General features: G+C 69.6%; 15 protein-coding genes. 10 read left to right on the top strand and 5 right to left on the bottom strand.

The window, feature by feature from the left end:
- Positions 1-17: 17 nt before the first annotated feature.
- Complete coding sequence (locus tag AB0H36_RS28565) at positions 18-1427, bottom strand: FAD-dependent monooxygenase (RefSeq protein ID WP_360529989.1); 1410 nt, start codon at positions 1425-1427, stop codon at positions 18-20.
- Between the two features lie 180 nt (positions 1428-1607).
- Here AB0H36_RS28565 and AB0H36_RS28560 point away from each other — a divergent pair, with 180 nt between their 5' ends.
- Positions 1608-2780 (top strand): alpha/beta fold hydrolase, encoded by a 1173-nt coding sequence (locus AB0H36_RS28560; protein ID WP_360529986.1) that lies wholly within the window; start codon positions 1608-1610, stop codon positions 2778-2780.
- On the opposite strand, the gene AB0H36_RS28555 is transcribed toward AB0H36_RS28560, so the two are convergent.
- The gene (locus tag AB0H36_RS28555) at positions 2758-3666 is read right to left on the bottom strand and encodes a hypothetical protein (protein WP_360529984.1); all 909 of its coding nucleotides are present in this window, start codon (positions 3664-3666) and stop codon (positions 2758-2760) included. The genes AB0H36_RS28560 and AB0H36_RS28555 overlap by 23 nt on opposite strands.
- A 135-nt stretch (positions 3667-3801) precedes the next feature.
- On the opposite strand from AB0H36_RS28555, the gene AB0H36_RS28550 reads away from it, so the two are divergent.
- Complete coding sequence (locus AB0H36_RS28550) at positions 3802-5496, top strand: histidine kinase (RefSeq protein ID WP_360529981.1); 1695 nt, start codon at positions 3802-3804, stop codon at positions 5494-5496.
- Entirely contained in the window at positions 5487-6131 is a 645-nt protein-coding gene (locus AB0H36_RS28545; RefSeq protein WP_360529978.1) for a response regulator transcription factor, read from the top strand. The genes AB0H36_RS28550 and AB0H36_RS28545 overlap by 10 nt, the downstream gene beginning before the upstream one ends.
- A 7-nt stretch (positions 6132-6138) precedes the next feature.
- On the opposite strand, the gene AB0H36_RS28540 is transcribed toward AB0H36_RS28545, so the two are convergent.
- On the bottom strand, positions 6139-7926 hold the full coding sequence (locus AB0H36_RS28540; protein WP_360529975.1) for a long-chain fatty acid--CoA ligase: 1788 nt from the start codon (positions 7924-7926) through the stop codon (positions 6139-6141).
- 110 nt (positions 7927-8036) lie between these two features.
- On the opposite strand from AB0H36_RS28540, the gene AB0H36_RS28535 reads away from it, so the two are divergent.
- The 7 genes from AB0H36_RS28535 to AB0H36_RS28505 all read left to right on the top strand — a co-directional run bounded on the left by AB0H36_RS28535 (position 8037) and on the right by AB0H36_RS28505 (position 13953).
- Entirely contained in the window at positions 8037-8927 is an 891-nt protein-coding gene (locus AB0H36_RS28535; RefSeq protein ID WP_360529972.1) for an SRPBCC family protein, read from the top strand.
- 4 nt (positions 8928-8931) lie between these two features.
- Positions 8932-10248: an ArsA family ATPase gene (locus AB0H36_RS28530; RefSeq protein ID WP_360529969.1), complete on the top strand. Its 1317-nt coding sequence runs from the start codon at positions 8932-8934 to the stop codon at positions 10246-10248.
- A complete protein-coding gene (locus AB0H36_RS28525) occupies positions 10245-10628 on the top strand; it encodes a hypothetical protein (protein WP_360529966.1) in 384 nt (127 codons plus the stop codon). The genes AB0H36_RS28530 and AB0H36_RS28525 overlap by 4 nt, the downstream gene beginning before the upstream one ends.
- Positions 10619-11578: an ROK family glucokinase gene (locus AB0H36_RS28520; RefSeq protein WP_360529963.1), complete on the top strand. Its 960-nt coding sequence runs from the start codon at positions 10619-10621 to the stop codon at positions 11576-11578. The genes AB0H36_RS28525 and AB0H36_RS28520 overlap by 10 nt, the downstream gene beginning before the upstream one ends.
- Positions 11579-11639: 61 nt before the next feature.
- Positions 11640-12776, top strand: coding sequence for an ROK family glucokinase (locus AB0H36_RS28515; RefSeq protein ID WP_360529960.1), 1137 nt, complete (start codon positions 11640-11642; stop codon positions 12774-12776).
- The gene (locus AB0H36_RS28510; RefSeq protein ID WP_360529957.1) at positions 12776-13474 is read left to right on the top strand and encodes an endonuclease/exonuclease/phosphatase family protein; all 699 of its coding nucleotides are present in this window, start codon (positions 12776-12778) and stop codon (positions 13472-13474) included. Before AB0H36_RS28515 ends, AB0H36_RS28510 begins: the two co-directional genes overlap by 1 nt.
- Before the next feature lie 167 nt (positions 13475-13641).
- Entirely contained in the window at positions 13642-13953 is a 312-nt protein-coding gene (locus AB0H36_RS28505; RefSeq protein ID WP_360529954.1) for an STAS domain-containing protein, read from the top strand.
- 21 nt (positions 13954-13974) lie between these two features.
- On the opposite strand, the gene AB0H36_RS28500 is transcribed toward AB0H36_RS28505, so the two are convergent.
- Positions 13975-14856, bottom strand: a complete 882-nt coding sequence (locus AB0H36_RS28500; protein WP_360529951.1) for a carbohydrate ABC transporter permease — start codon at positions 14854-14856, stop codon at positions 13975-13977.
- Entirely contained in the window at positions 14853-15899 is a 1047-nt protein-coding gene (locus AB0H36_RS28495; RefSeq protein ID WP_360529948.1) for a sugar ABC transporter permease, read from the bottom strand. The genes AB0H36_RS28500 and AB0H36_RS28495 overlap by 4 nt, the downstream gene beginning before the upstream one ends.
- Positions 15900-15901: the final 2 nt, after the last annotated feature.

Raw genomic sequence — 15901 nt, 5'->3', positions numbered from 1 at the left:
GCGTTGGCGGGGGCTAGCTAGACCTTTACGTCTGAAACATCCGATGTTTCCTCCGCGATGGTGAACGCGTTCGAGACGGGGACGGACCGGCGGGGGCGGCGGAGGACGCGCGGCATGAGGCGGGGCGAGAAGAGCGCCTGGGGGTCGTCGTACATGTTCAGGACGCGGAGGAAGGCGGCGCTGACCACCCGGTCGTCGGAGACGGCGGTGAGGACGCGGTCGAGGTACCTGTTGACGAGCTTGTCCATTCGGGTCTGGCGGGCGCCGACGGTTGTCGGGTAGCGCAGGTCCGAGCCGGTGGCCAGCATCCAGGGACCCTTGACGCGGCCGGCGATCGATCGCTGGGCGCCCGTCAGGGCACGCGGCAGGTCGGCACTGGATCGGCAGTCGGCGAGAACGTCCGCGAGCACATCCACCTCCTTCGCGGCGACCGTCAGCCCTTGGCCGTACGCCGGGTTGAAGGCACACAGACTGTCTCCGACCACGACCAGGCGGCCGGGCATCGCGAGCTTCTCGTAGTGCCGCCAGCGGTTGTTGGTCCGGCGGTAGCCCCAGATCGGCGAGACCGGCGCGGCGACGTCGAGCACGTCCGACAAAAGCGGACTCTGCAGCGTCCCCGCGAACTCCCGGAACCCGTCGTCGTCGGTCGGCGGGTAGTCCCGGCCGCCGCCGATCAGCGTCAGCACCCAGCGGTTGCCCTCGATCGGGAACATGATGCCGCCACGCGGCTGGACGGGCGGCGCGTTCTGGATGTAGACGGCCTTCCAGCGGGCGCTGAACCCGTCCGGGATCTCCAGCAGCCGCGTCGCGTAACCGAGGAACGAGTCGACCATGCTCTCCTCCGGAGCCGCGAACCCGAGTTCCCCGAGCCAGTCCGGCAGCTTCGACCCGCGCCCACTCGCGTCGACGACCAGGTCGGCAGGCAGGTCGGCCGTCGTACCCGGGTGCCGGCCGCGCAGCGTCAGCCCCGCGACCTCGCCGGACGCGCCAAGCCTGAGCGCGGTCACCTCATGGTCGGTGTAGAAGCTGAGGTTGCCGACCTTCTCGACGTGACTCCGCACGATCCACTCGAGCAGCGAACGAGTCGCCGAGACCAGGCGCTGCGTCGCCGGGAACTGCTGGGTCCACCGGCTGGCCGGCGTCAGCCACGCCAGTTCCGTCGGCAGGTCGATCGGTACGGCGCCCGCCGCCAGCAGGTCCCGCTCGACACCAGGCAGCAATCGCTCGACGACCTCCATCCCGCCGGCCCAGAACGCGTGCAGGTGACGCGCCTGCGGCACCCCCTTGCGGACGTCCGGCCCGTCCGGCAACTGGTCCCGTTCGATCACGGTGACCTGCTCGAAGCGGTCGCTCAGAACGCGTGCGGTCAGGATGCCGGCCATGCTTCCGCCGATCACCACGGCGTGGCCCAGTCGGTCGTCGTACATTGCTGATTCCCCCTCGGAATGCTGATTCCCCCCGGAATGGAGGCGGGCCGGCCACCCCCTGGCCGCGAACCCGTTCGGATCACGCTGGCAGCCGGGGCGCGGGCGAGTCATGAAGAAGTTCTGCAGACCGTCCCGAGAAGGGCTGGAGAGTGGCACACTCTCGGAAGAGGGGACCTGCGGATGTACCGCTTCCACGGCTGCGAGCTGGATCCCCGCGGGTTCGAGCTCCGGCGGGGCGGCGATCCGGTGCGCGTGGAGCGCCAGGTCTTCGGTGTCCTGGTCCACCTGATCGAGCACCGCGACCGCGTGGTCCCGAAAATCGAGCTTCTCGACGTCGTCTGGGGCAACCGCTTCATCAGCGACTCCGCGCTGACCACTCGACTCAAGGACGCCCGCCGCGCAGTGGGCGACGACGGGCACCGGCAAGAGGTGATCGCCACCGTGCACGGCGTCGGCTATCGCTTCGTCGCCCCGGTCGAGGTGATCGGCGAGTCAGCGCTTCCGGCCGAGTGCCAGACGCAGGAGATCCACTACTGCGACTCCCCCGACGGCGTTCGGCTCGCGTACGCGATCTGCGGCGAGGGACCGCCGCTGGTGAAGGCCGCGAACTGGCTGACCCATCTCGATCACGAGTGGAGCAGCATCATCTGGCGGCACTGGATCCAGTGGCTCGCCGGCGCCCATCGCCTGATCCGGTACGACGAACGCGGCTGCGGACTGTCGGACTGGGACGTGACCGAGTTCGGCCTCGACGCCTGGGTCGAGGATCTCGAACTGGTCGCCGACTCAGCGGGCGTCGACCAGTTCCCGCTGCTCGGCGCCTCCCAGGGCGGCGCGGTGGCGATCAAGTACGCCGAACGGCACCCGGACCGGGTCAGCCAGCTCGTCCTGGTCGGCGCCTACTGCCGCGGCCGGCTGGCCCGGGCGCGAACCGAGGAGGAGCGGCAGGAGGCGTCGTTGGATCTCACGCTGGGCCAGGTGAGTTGGCGGCGCGGCGACGCCGCGTTCCGGCAGGTGTTCGCCAGCCAGTTCCTGCCGGATGCGCCCCGGGAGACGTGGGATGCGTTCAACGAGCTCCAGCGAGCCACGACCTCGGTGGAGAACGTCGTCCGCTTCCTCGACGCCTTCGCCCACATCGACGTCTCGGCCGTCGCCCCGCGGGTCCGCTGCCCGACCCTGATCGTGCACTCCCGCGACGACATCCGCGTACCCGAGTCGCAGGCCCACGAACTCGCCAAGCTCATCCCCGGCAGCCGCCTGGTCTTCCTGAACAGCGCAAACCACATCATCACCGAACACGAACCCGCCTGGCCGGTCCTGATCAACGAGGTCAACCGCTTCTTGATCGCCTGACCCCAAGCAGCGCCACCACGACGACGCCGGCCAGCAGGATGACGCCGGTCAAGGCCAGCGCGGTCGTCAGCGGACTGAGGTCGAGTGGACCGCGGCCGTCGTACGTCTGGACCATCGTCGACGCGATCAGGACGGCGTACCCGACCGCGCCGAGGACGACGAGGCGAACCCGCCGACGCTCGGTCGACCTGGACACCAGCAGCAGGATCGCCATCGCCGGCAGGACCTGGACGGCGTGCAGCGTGACGGCATGCGGCACCTTGAGAGCACCCGCCGTACCGAAGGTGTTGCCGCCCTCGGCGATCATCTGCGCGCCGACCCCTTGGCTCACCAGCATCAGCAGCAGCCCCAGCCGGATCGCCCAGGCGAGCGACGGCGGCGCGTCCATCCGGACGAACGACCGCACGGTCACGTAGACCGTCACCAGCACCAGGACCGCGACCAGCATCCCCATGAACGAGAACACCGACCCGTCGAACGCGGTGGTCTCGTTGAAGTGCGACGCGACCCCACGCCAGGTCTGCATCGAGACCAGGAACACCTCACCCAGCGACGCGAGCGCGAAGATCCCGACGACGATCCAGCCGCCGACCCGACCGGACCGCAGGAAGCTCATCAGCCAGGTGATCGTCGCCAGCGTGATGCCGAACGACAGCCCGAACACGATCGGCTTCCGCCACGACACCGGCCCCTCCCACGGCCCGCCGTCGACGAGGAAGACGACCACGTGAACCAGTCCGCTCAGCACGAGCACGGCCGCGCAGACGTAGCCGAACACCTGGTACGACGCGACCGGAGTGAACCTCCCGGTACGGCGTATCTCCGCCAGCAGGCTCGTGGTGACCTGAGCCTTCGCCGGCTCGTCCTGGATGATCCGCGTCTTCATCGCTCCGACCCCCTCCGATCCCTTTCCACGCTGGCAGCGCGGGAGCCGGGCGGTAAGGCGGCCGGCTGGCCGATCGGGGGTTCGGGTTTCTGGTCATCACCCGGCCCCGGGCGTAGCTTGAACGAGGGGGAACCGATGCCGACGAGACCCGTGCTGGTGCTGACGACGGCCGCTCTGCTGGTCGCGATCGGTGCTGCGATCGCGCTCGCCGCGGCCGGCGGAACCGATCCGCTGCACGCGGCCCTGATCCTCTGGATCGCCACGTCGTACGCCGGGAGCGGGCTGATCGCCTGGACGCGCCGGCCGGCCAACCGGTTCGGGCCGCTGATGATCGTGACCGGGTTCGGCGTGCTGGCGAGCACGCTGATCTGGTCGAGCGCGGCACTCCCCCACACGATCGGACAGGCGCTCGACCTGGTGCCGCTGGTGCTGGTCGTCCATGTCAGCTTGGCGTTTCCGGCGGGCCGGCTGCGGCATGGGTACGAGCGGGTGCTGGTCGGAACCGGGTACGTCTTCGCGCTCGGCGTTCAGCTGTTGGTGATGCTGCTCGGTGGGCCCGGCGGCGGGCATCTGCTGACGATCGCCGACGTACCTGAGGTGGCCGGTCCGCTGCACGCGATCGAGTTGCTCGTGATCAGTGGCGTCGCGCTCACCGGCGTCGGGTTGCTCATCGCACGGCGGCGCGCGGACGGCAGGCCGTTGCGTCGGTCGCTGGCGCTGCTCGACGACGCGTTCATGCTCGGGTTGCTGATGATCGCCGTACTGCTCGTCGTCGGTGTCTTCGAAGGGCCGGCGTTCCCGGCGGTCCGGTCGGTCAGCCTGGCCTTGATCGGTCTCGCGCCGCTCGCATATCTCGGCGGTCTGCTGCAGGCTCGGCTCGCGCGTACGGCGGTTGGCGACCTGGTACTCGCGTTGCGCGCCGACCCGCTCGACCTGCGCGGCCCATTGGCGCACGCACTGCGGGATCCGTCGGTGGACCTGGTCTATTGGCTGCCGCAGTTCGGCAGTTGGGCGGACCAGGACGGCCGACCGGTGGACCTCCCGGCCGATCCGGACCGGGTCACGATGATCGAGCGCGACGGAATGCGGGTCGCGGCGTTGCTGCACCACCCGGCTCTCAACGAGGAGCCCGATCTGCTCGATGCGGTCAGTGCCGCGGCCGCGATCGCGATCGAGACCGGGCGGCTGCAGGCCGAGTTGCGGGCGAACGTCGACGAGCTCCGCGGATCCCGGGCTCGGGTGCTCGAGGCCGGCCAGCAGGAACGGCGGAGGCTCGAGCGCAACCTGCACGACGGCGCCCAGCAGCGACTCGTCTCGCTCTCGCTCGATCTCGGCGTACTGGAGACGCGACTCGGGTCGGATCCGGCGGCGAAGGCCTTGCTGAGTCAGGCGCGCAAGGAGATCGCGGTGTCCCTCGACGAACTGCGCGATGTCGCCCGCGGTCTGTATCCCGCCGTACTGACCGCGCATGGACTCGCGGTCGCGTTGGAGTCGTTGGCCGCCCGAGCACCGGTGCCGGTCGAGCTGAAGGTGGAGCTGGTCGAGCGGCTGCCGGAGGCTGTAGAGGTCGCCGCGTACTACGTGGTGAGCGAGAGCCTCACCAACATCGGCAAGCACGCCCAGGCGCGGACCGCGAGCGTGGACGTGCACGTGGCCGGCGGCGTGCTCGTGGTCGAGGTCGTTGACGACGGCATCGGTGGTGCGGACACCGAGCGCGGCAGCGGGTTGCGCGGTCTGGCCGATCGCGTCGAGTCTCTCGGTGGCCGGCTGCGGATCTGGACTCCGCGCGGTGCGGGCACCCGGCTTCGGGCGGAGCTGCCGTGCGGGTAGCGATCGCCGAGGACAGCGTGCTGCTGCGGGAAGGACTCGCCCGGCTCCTCGGCGACGCCGGATTCGACGTGATCGCGCGCTGCGGCGACGCCGACGAGCTGCGCGCCGTACTGCGAGTGCACTTGCCCGACGTTGTGATTGTTGACATTCGGCTGCCGCCGACCCACACCGACGAAGGGCTCCGCGCCGCCGTGGACATCCGGTCCCGGCATCCCGGGATCGCCGTACTCGTGCTCTCGCAGTACGTCGAACCGGGGCTGGCGATGCAGCTCCTCGCCGACTCCGCGGAAGGCGTCGGCTACCTGCTGAAGGACCGGATCAGCGACGTCCCCGACTTCCTGGCCCAGGTACGGCGAGTGGCGGCCGGCGGCTCGGCGATCGACCCGGAGATCGTGTCCACGCTGCTGTCCCGCCGCCGTACCGACGACCCCCTGGACCAGCTCACGCCGCGCGAACGCGAGGTCCTCGCCCTGATGGCCGCCGGCAACTCCAACCAGGGCATCGCCGACCGCCTGGTCATCACCGTCCGCGCAGTCGAGAAGTACGTCTCCAGCATCTTCACCAAACTCGGCATCCCCACCACCGGCGCCGAGTCCCGCCGAGTCCTGGCAGTCCTGCTGTTCCTCAGGCGCTGACCGATTCTTACTTGGCGTAGAGGGCTTCTACGTCGGCGGCGTGGTTGCGCATGACGATGTGGCGGCGGAGGGAGAGTTTGAGGGAGAGCTCGTCGGACTCCTGGGTCCAGTCGTTCGGGAGGATGGTGAACTTCTTGATCCCCTCGGCCTTGGAGACGGCGTCGTTGGCGTCGTCGACGGCCTTCTGCACCTCGGCGATCAGGTCCTCGTCGCCCACCAGCGACGGGACGTCGGTGGGCTTGCCGCGCTCGGACGCCCACGGCACGATCGTCTCCGGGTCGATCGTGACCAGAGCGGCGATGAACGGCTTGCCGTCGCCGACCACCATGCACTGGCTGACCAGCGGATGCAGGCGGATCCGGTCCTCGAGCACGGCCGGGGCGACGTTCTTGCCGCCGGCGGTGACCAGGATCTCCTTCTTCCGCCCGGTGATCTTGATGAACCCGTCGACGTCGAACTCCCCGAGGTCGCCGGTGTGGAACCAGCCGTCGGCGTCGATCGCGGCCGCGGTCGCGTCGTCGTTCTTCCAGTAGCCGAGCATCACCTGGCCACCCTTGAAGCACAGCTCGCCGTCCTCCGCGACGCCGACCGTCACACCAGGAAGCGGCCGGCCAACGGTGCCGATGCGGATGTCGTCGGGCAGGTTCACCGCCACCGCGGCGGTGGTCTCGGTCAGGCCGTAGCCCTCCAGCACCGGTACGCCGATGCCCCGGAAGAAGTGGCCGAGCCGGTCACCGAGCGGTGCGCCGCCCGAGACGGCGTACTGGACCTGGCCGCCGAGGACGGCCCGCAGCTTGCCGTACACCAGCCGGTCGAACAGCGCGTGCTTGGCCTTCAGACCGAACGACGCGCCGCCCTTGTCCTGCGCCCGCGAGTACGCGATCGCGGTGTCCGCGGCGGCGTCGAAGATCTTGCCCTTGCCCTCGGCATGCGCCTTCTGGCTGGCCGAGTTGAACACCTTCTCGAACACCCGCGGCACGCTCAGGATGAACGTCGGCTTGAACGCGCCGAGGTCCTCGACGAGGGTCTTCATGTCCGCGCTGTGTCCGAGCTTGACCCGCATCATCACGCAGCCGACCTGGATGATCCGGGCGAACACGTGCGCCAGCGGCAGGAACAGCAGCGTGCTCGCGCCGTTCGCGTCGAACAGGTCGTCCAGCACCTTCACCGCGGGGTTGAGCTCGTCCAGGAAGTTCGCGTGGCTGATCTTGCAGCCCTTCGGCCGGCCCGTCGTCCCGGACGTGTAGATCAGCGTCGCCAGGTCGCCCGGCTCGACCGCCGTACGGCGCTTGTCGAACTCGGCGTCGGAGACCTGCTGGCCGAGGACGGTGAGCTCCTCGACCGCGCCGGCCTCGAGCTGCCAGATCTCCTGCAGTGCGGGCGCGTCGGCCCGGGCGGACTCCACCACGGCGCCGTGCGCGGCGGTCTCGACCACCGCGGCGACTGCCTCGGAGTCGGTCAGGATCCACTGGATCTGCGACGCCGACGAGGTCTCGAAGATCGGCACCGTGACCGCGCCGATGCTCCAGAGCGCGTAGTCGACCAGCGTCCACTCGTACCGGGTCGCGCTCAGCAGGGCGACCCGGTCGCCGTGCTTCACGCCGGCCGCGATCAGGCCCTTCGCGACCGCGGTCACCTGGCGCGCGAACTCGGCGGCGGATATGTCCAGCCAGCCTCCCTCGGCACGTCGGCTGAACACCGCGGTGTCAGGATGAGAGGACGCGTTCGCCCAGACCGGGTCGCTCAGGCTCCCCGTGGGTGGCTCGGTCACAGCAGGAACGGTGTACTCACGCATCCGCGTCGTCTCCTAGTCGGTCACGAATCGTCGACTTCCGGCGCACGCTACAGTCACCTACCCAGAAGTAGCCAGGTTCATGTGACTCAAGGAACAGGTGCCCCTCAGCAATGCCCACGCTCGACATCAGTTGCGACGACCTGGTCGTTGCTGATCCAGCCTACGTCGCCGAGCGGCTCGGTTCGGACACCCTGTGGCGGGAGTGGTGGCCGGACCTGATCCTGACGCCGTCCGAGCGGCGCGGCCTGGAGGGTGTCCGCTGGTCCGTGACCGGTGCGGCGACCGGTACGGCGGAGTGGTGGCTGGAGCGGGTCCGGGACGGGGTCGTGGTGCACTGGTACCTGCGTGTCGACCCGGCGAAACCGGTCCGCGGCCGGGCCCTGAACAGGCTCCGGGAGCGGTACGTCGCGCAGTACCGGGAGCGGCTGTGGCGGTTCAAGGACGAAGTCGAGGCGGGCCGCGCCGCGGGCGAGCGCCGTACCGGGTCCGATCCCGCGATAGTCTCCGGGGAGGGAACCGGCCCACCGGCGACTCCGCTCCACACGTCACGGCAGCTAAGAGGTGAATCGATGGCGGAACAGACCACCTCGACCATCGTGGTGAACGCGACTCCGAAAGAGATCATGACGGTGATCGCGGACTTCGCGGCGTACCCGGAGTGGGCCGACTCGATGCGGGAGACCGAGGTGCTGTCCACCGACGAGGCGGGCCGGCCGAAGCAGGTGCGGTTCAAGGTGGACGCCGGGGCGATCTCGGACGAGTACACGCTGGACTACACCTGGTCCCGCAACGAGGTGACCTGGACGCTGGTGCAGGCCAAGATGGTGAAGGGCATGGACGGCGCGTACGTGTTGCGCGACCTGGGGGCGGAGGGCACCGAGGTGACGTACCGGCTGGCCGTGGACGTGGCGATCCCGATGATCGGGATGCTCAAGCGGAAGGCGGAGAAGGTCATCATCGACACTGCTCTCAAGGGCCTGAAGAAGCGCGTCGAGTCCTGATCCAGTGACCCGGGTTCTGCTGTACACAGGTAAGGGCGGCGTCGGGAAGACGACCTCCGCCGCGGGCACTGCCACGCTCGCCGCGTTGCGCGGGCTGCGCACGCTGGTGCTGTCGACCGATGCCGCGCACTCGCTGTCGGACGCGTTCGACTCCGAGGTCGGCGGTGAGCCGACCGAGATCGACGACCTGCTGTTCGTCCAGCAGATCGACGCGCAGCGCCGGTTCGAGCGGTCCTGGGGCGACATCCAGTCGTACCTGCGGTCGGTGCTGCACATGGTCGGGGTGGACCCGATCGAGGCCGAGGAGCTGACCGTGCTGCCCGGCGCCGAGGAGGTGCTCGCGCTGCTCGAGGTGCGCGACCACGTCCGGTCCGGCCGCTGGGACGTGATCGTGGTCGACTGCGCGCCGACGGCGGAGACGCTGCGGCTGCTTGCGTTGCCCGAGGCGCTCAACTGGTACATGGACCGCATCTTCAACGCCGAGCGCAAGGTGATGCGGACCTTCCGGCCGTTCCTCAGCCGCGGGTCGGCGCTGCCGATGCCGGACGACACCGTCTTCGACGCGTTGCGGCGGCTGCAGAGCGACCTGTCGGACATCAAGACGCTGCTGGCCGGGCCGGACGCGTCCGTGCGGCTGGTGCTCACGCCGGAGACCGTGGTCGTGGCCGAGGCGCGGCGCTCGCTGACCCGGCTGTCGCTCTACGGCTACCGAGTGGACGGCGTGGTGGCGAACCGGGTGTTCCCCGCCGCCGGTGCGGACAGCTGGCGGCGTCAGTGGGTCGCGGCGCAGCGCGGGATCCTCGAAGAGGTCGCCGACTCGTTCCGGCCGCTGCCGATCTGGGAGTCGCCGTACCGGGTCTGTGAGCCGGTGGGTGTGGAGGAGCTGGCCGCGTTCGCCGTCGAGATGTACGGCGGGGACGACCCGTTCGCTCGTGCGACGGACGAGACCTCGCTGTGGGTGGACCGGCACATCGACACCGACGGCCGCACGTACACACTGACGATGCCGTTGCCGCTGGCATCCGCTAGTGAGCTGGAGCTGGCGCGGCACGGCGACGAGCTGATCATCACGGTCGGGTCCTACCGGCGCGTGCTGCCGCTGCCGGCCGCATTGGCGCGTGGTGTGGTCGCGGGTGCGCGGCTGGACGACGGCCGGCTGCAGGTGCGGTTCGCTCCGCGGGAGCTCGCTCGCTCGGTGCCCAACGACGTACCAAGTGGCGCCGGACCGCTGGAGTCGGCGCAAGAGCTGGCGCAGGGGCTAACAGCCGAATACCACGCCCAACGCCGCGAACGCGAGGCCGCGATCGGAGAGGGCCGGTGACCAAGGATCCAATCGGTTCTGTCGCCGAGGAAGCTGCCAAGCTGTTCGCCGTACTGCAGAACGCGGCCGACACGAAGGGTACTGCGGAAGCCGCGGTGGACGAGCCGCATGAGCACAAGCTCGGGCCGGACTGTCAGTGGTGCCCGGTGTGCCAGCTGATCCACAAGGTGCGCAACACCAGCCCGGAGACCATCGAGCAGCTGTCGGCGGCGGCTGCGCACGTGCTCGGGTCGGTGCGGTCGTTGCTGGAGGCAGCCGCCGAGGCCGCCAGGCAGGCGCGGGAGGACGCAGCGTCGCGATCCTCACAGCAAGAGGAGGAGCCGAGCCGGCCCCGGGTGGACCGGATCGACGTGAGTGAGGACCCCGAACCATGGGACTGACCATCGGCATCGACGTCGGCGGAACGAAGATCGCAGCCGGCGTCGTGGGCGACGACGGCACGATCGGCGCGCGGACGCAGCGTGACACCCCGGCCGACTCGGTCGACAAGACCGCCGCCGCGATCTGCGACGCGGCCGCAGAACTGATCGCCGGGAACGACATCGAGGCGGTGGGCATCGGCGCTGCCGGGTTCGTGTCGTCCGACCGCTCGACGGTGCTGTTCGCGCCGAACCTGGCCTGGCGGGACGAGCCGCTCGGCGCCCGGGTCGCGGAGACGCTGAAGATCCCGGTCGTGGTCGAGAACGACGCGAACGCGGCCGCCTGGGGCGAGTTCGCGTTCGGTGCGGCCAAGGACGTCGAGCACATGGTCTGCATCACCGTCGGCACCGGGATCGGTGGCGGGGTGGTGATCGACAGCGAGCTGCTGCGTGGCGAGCACGGTGTCGCGGCCGAGCTCGGACACATGCGCGTCGTACCGGGTGGACATCGGTGTGGGTGCGGCGCCCGCGGGTGCTGGGAGCAGTACGCGTCGGGCCGGGCGCTGGTGCGGGAAGGCCGGGCCCAGGCGGAGTCGGGGTCGCTCGCGGCCGCGCAGATGCTGAGCGTCTGCGGGATCACCGACCCGGCGGAGCTCACCGGGCCGATGATCACCGACGCGGCCGCCGCGGGCGACCCGTGCGCGGTCGAGCTGCTGGACGACCTCGGCCGCTGGCTGGGCGAGGGCCTGGCGAGCATCGTGACGCTGTTCGACCCGAGCGTGGTCGTGATCGGCGGCGGCGTGAGCGCGGCCAAGGACCTGCTGCTCAAGTCGGCCCAGGTCGCGTTCGAGCGGCATCTGCCGGCCAAGTCCAACCGGCCGCACCCGACCTTCGGCCTGGCCGAGCTCGGCAACGACGCCGGCCTGATCGGCGCCGCCGACCTGGCCCGCCGCCCGATCTCGGCGACCTGACGACGGTGGATACTGGATATAGACCGGCGGGGGTCGGGGGTACGGCGAGGAGGGTCGTGCGGTGGCTCTGACGCAGGCTTTGACGATCGGGATCGACATCGGCGGCACCAAGGTGGCTGCCGGCGTGGTCGACCCGGAGGGCAACATCCTGGACCGGTTGCGCCGGGACACGCCGACGAAGGACCCGAAGGAGACCGAGGACGCGATCGCGGAGATCGTCCGCGACCTGGAGTCTCGGCACGACGTGATCGCGGTCGGCATCGGCGCGGCCGGGTTCGTCGACGGGACCCGCTCGTCGGTGCTGTTCGCCCCGCACCTGGCCTGGCGGCACGAGCCGTTGCGGGACGCGGTCGAGCGCCGGCTCGGGCTGCCGGTCGTGGTCGAGAACGACGCGAACGCGGCGGCCTGGTCGGAGTGGCGGTTCGGCGGCGGCCAGGGCGAGAGCCACCTGGTCTGCGTGACGCTCGGTACCGGCATCGGCGGCGCGATCCTCAACGACGGGTCGCTGCAGCGCGGGAAGTTCGGCATCGCGGGTGAGTTCGGGCACATGCAGGTCGTGCCGGGCGGGCACCGCTGCGAGTGCGGCAACCGCGGCTGCTGGGAGCAGTACGCCTCCGGCAACGCGCTGACCCGGGAGGCGCGGGAGCTGGCGCTGTCCGGTTCGCCGGTCGCGCACAATCTGCTGCGCCGGGCCGAAGGCGATCCGCGGAAGATCAACGGGCCGATGGTGACCGAGCTGGCCAAGGACGGCGACCCGGTCGCGGTCGAGCTGCTCGAGGACGTCGGCCGCTGGCTCGGGATCGGGCTGGCCAACCTGGCCGCCGCGCTGGATCCGGGCACCTTCGTGATCGGCGGTGGCGTCTCGGACGCCGGTGAGCTGTTGCTGGCGCCGGCCCGGGAGGCGTTCAAGCGGACGCTGACCGGTCGCGGGTTCCGGCCGGAGGCGCGGATCGTGCGCGCCGTCCTCGGTCCGGAGGCCGGCCTGGTCGGCGCCGCGGACCTGGCCCGCGAGGAGGCGACCTGGTTGCGTCGCGTCCGGGTCAAGACGAACGCGGTCACCGCGAAGACCGCGGCGGCCCGCAACCGCACCACCCGTCTCGAGAGAGCAGCCCGCAAGTCGGCAAGCCGCCGTACCGGCATGCGTACGGCGCCTGACCCGATCCACCACGCCGACCTGAACGGCGACCACGACGCATGATGTCCGGTCCAACCCTGCGGGTGCTGTCGTACAACGTGCATCGGTGGGGTGACGACCGGGAGGCGCTGGCCCGGGTGGTGAAGGCGTGCGCGCCGGACGTGATGCTCGTCCAGGAGGCGCCGACCTGGTGGGGCACGCGACGCAGACGCCGGGCGATGGCGGCGAGCTTCGGGATGACGTACGTCGCCGCGTCCGCACGCAACGCGATCCTGGTTGCCGACGGCACCGAACTGGCCGAACCGCTGCACTGGCGGATCTGGCGCCCGTTCGTCCGCCGCCGGCTCCGGCTGATCGCGACCCAGCTCCCCGGCGGCGCAGTCGGCGGCCGGGTCATCCTCGGGACCGTCGAGTTGGCGCTGATCGTCTGCCACCTCGGCCTGCACATCCGCGGCCGCGAGCACGAACTCGAGCAGGTGCTCCGCGGTTGCCGCTCCTTCGGCACGCCGTACCTCCTGGTCGGCGACCTCAACGAGGAACCCGACGGCCCGATCTGGAAACGCCTCGCCGAAGAAGGCCTCACCGACCTCGGCGCCGACGCCGGCCCCACCTTCAGCTCGAGCAACCCCCACAAACGCATCGACGGCGCCCACCTGTCCCCCAACCTCTCCGGCCGCATCCTCCCAACCCCCGCCACCAGGGAAGACCTGGCCGCCGCCTCCGACCACCTCCCCATGCTGATCGAGCTCGCCGGGGATTAGTGGTGGGTACTTCGGGGGTGTGAGGCGATCTGCTGGGTCTGGTCGCCGTGCCGGATCGAGGAGATGTTGTGAGTTCTGTGGAGAGGTATGCGCGAAAGCCTCGGGTGGTCGGGGCTTCGCGGCGGCCCACCGAGGTGAGTGGGCCGTTTGTGTGTGGGTGGAGCGCGGTGGGTGAATGTGCGGTGGTCCGGGTCGCCGGTCAGGTTGACCTGGTGACGGCGCCGGCGTTCGAGTACGAGCTCACACACGTGATCACCACCAAGTTGCCGAAGCTCGTGGTGGATCTGCGCCGCGTCACCGTGATGGAGCCGGCCGGAATCGACGTACTGTCCATCGCCCACGATCTGGCCGTCGAGCATGGTGGATGGGTGCGTACGTCGGGTGCCGCGAAATGGCTCGCGGACCTGATGCGGACGATCACGCCCACCCACTACCCCACGCTCGCCGAGGCGCTCCCGGCGTACCGCCCACTCGGATAGCCGGATCAACCGATCGGCTGGCTACTTGCCGCCGCTGAAGGTGATCCCGTTGGTGATCTGCTTCTGGGCGACGAAGAACACCAGCAGGCAGGGCAGCGTGATCAGCACGGAGGTTGCCATCAGCAACGGCGTGTCGGTGCCGTTGACGGACTGGAAGCCGGCCAGCGCCAGTGGCAGCGTCTTCCACTCGTCGGAGTTGATGTAGATCGCCGGGCCGAGGAAGTTGTTCCAGTAGCCCATGAACAGCAGGATCGACACCGCCACGATGGCCGGCCGGGCCAGCGGCAGGTACACCAGCAGGAACATCTTGAACCAGCCGCACCCGTCCACCACCGCCGCGTCGGCCAGCTCGCCCGGCATCCGCAGGAAGAACTGCCGGAACAGGAAGATGTAGAACGGCGACCCGAAGAACGCCGGCAGGATCAGCGGGTACAGCGTGTCGATCATGCCGAGGTTGTTGAACAGCATGAACTGCGGCACCATCGTCACCTCCCCCGGCAGCAGCATGGTCGCCAGCACGACCGCGAAGACCACGCCGGAGAACCGCACCCGCAACCGCGCGAACGCGAACCCGGCCAGCGCGCAGGAGAACACCGTCCCGGCGATCGGGATGAACGTGGTCAGCACCGAGTTCAGCGCGTACCGCCAGAACGGGAACGACGTCACGGCCCGGGAGTAGTTGTCCCACAGTAACTCCTCCGGCACTACGCTCGCGCCCGAGCTCCCCACCCCGGCGAGCGACCGCAGGGAGGTCGCGATCATCCAGAGGAACGGGTAGACGAACGCGATCGACCCGAGCACCAGGACGACGTACAGCACGATCGTGAGTGAGACGTTCCGGCGCCAGTACGGCCGGTCGGTAGGGATCGCCACCGCCGGACGGGGCTCTGCCAGCGCGGTCATCGGTTCTTCCTCCTGCGGCGGACCGACAGCTCGGTCTCGTAGTACACGGCGAACGCGCTCCCCCGCAGCGTCACCGCGGTCAGCGCCAGGATGACGACGAACAGGATCCAGGCCAGCGCGGACGCGTAGCCCATCCGGAAGTTCTGGAAGGCGTTGTCGTAGAGGTAGTAGACGAAGAACAGCAGCGAGTCCTTCGGGCCGCCGTTCGCGATGAAGCCCTGGGTGAAGATCTGCAGCGACCCGATGATCCCGGTCAGCGCGTTGAACAGGATGATCGGTGACAGCTGCGGCAGCGTCACGTGCCAGAACAGCCGTACCGGACCGGCGCCGTCGAGGGCCGCAGCCTCGTACAGGTTGGTCGGCACGTCCTTGAGCCCGGCCAGGTAGATCACCATTGCTCCGCCGACCGTCCACAGACTCATCAGAATCACTGTCGGCAGCGCCCAGGACGCGTCGCTGAACCAGCCGGGTCCTTCGATACCGATCTTGCCCAGCACATCATTGGCCAGCCCGTACTGCGGGTTGAACACCCACAGGAACAGCACCATCTGGGCCACACCGGACACCAGGCTCGGCAGGTACCAGATGGTCCGGAAGAAGCGCATCCCGGGCAGGTCCGCGTTCAGCAGCAACGCCACCAGGAAGGCCAGCGCGGTCTGCAGCGGCACGCTGATCAGCGCGTACAGCAGGGTCACCTTCAAGGCCTGCGCGACCCGCGGGTCCTGGAAGGCCTCGGTGTAGTTGGCGAAGCCGACGAACTGCGGCGGCGTGATCAGGTCCCAGGACGTCAGGCTGACGTAGACCGACGACAGCATAGGGCCGACCGTGAACAGCGCGAAGCCGATCAGCCAGGGTGACACGAACAGCCAGAACGCGATCGTCTTGTCGGCCCGCGGCCACTTCCGCTTCGCCCCGTACGCCGCCAGTCCGATGACGGCGTACAGGGCGATCAGCAGGAGCAGGAACGGGACCAGCGGCACGAGTACGGCGGGGACGCCCCAGGACTCCGCGAGGCTCCGGATCCAGCCGATGGTCGGGTTCATCG

The organism is Kribbella sp. NPDC050820 (genome assembly GCF_040653975.1).
Taxonomy (GTDB): Bacteria; Actinomycetota; Actinomycetes; order Propionibacteriales; family Kribbellaceae; genus Kribbella.
Note: the sequence above shows the minus strand (reverse complement) of the source record. Positions and strands in the feature narration are given on the sequence as shown.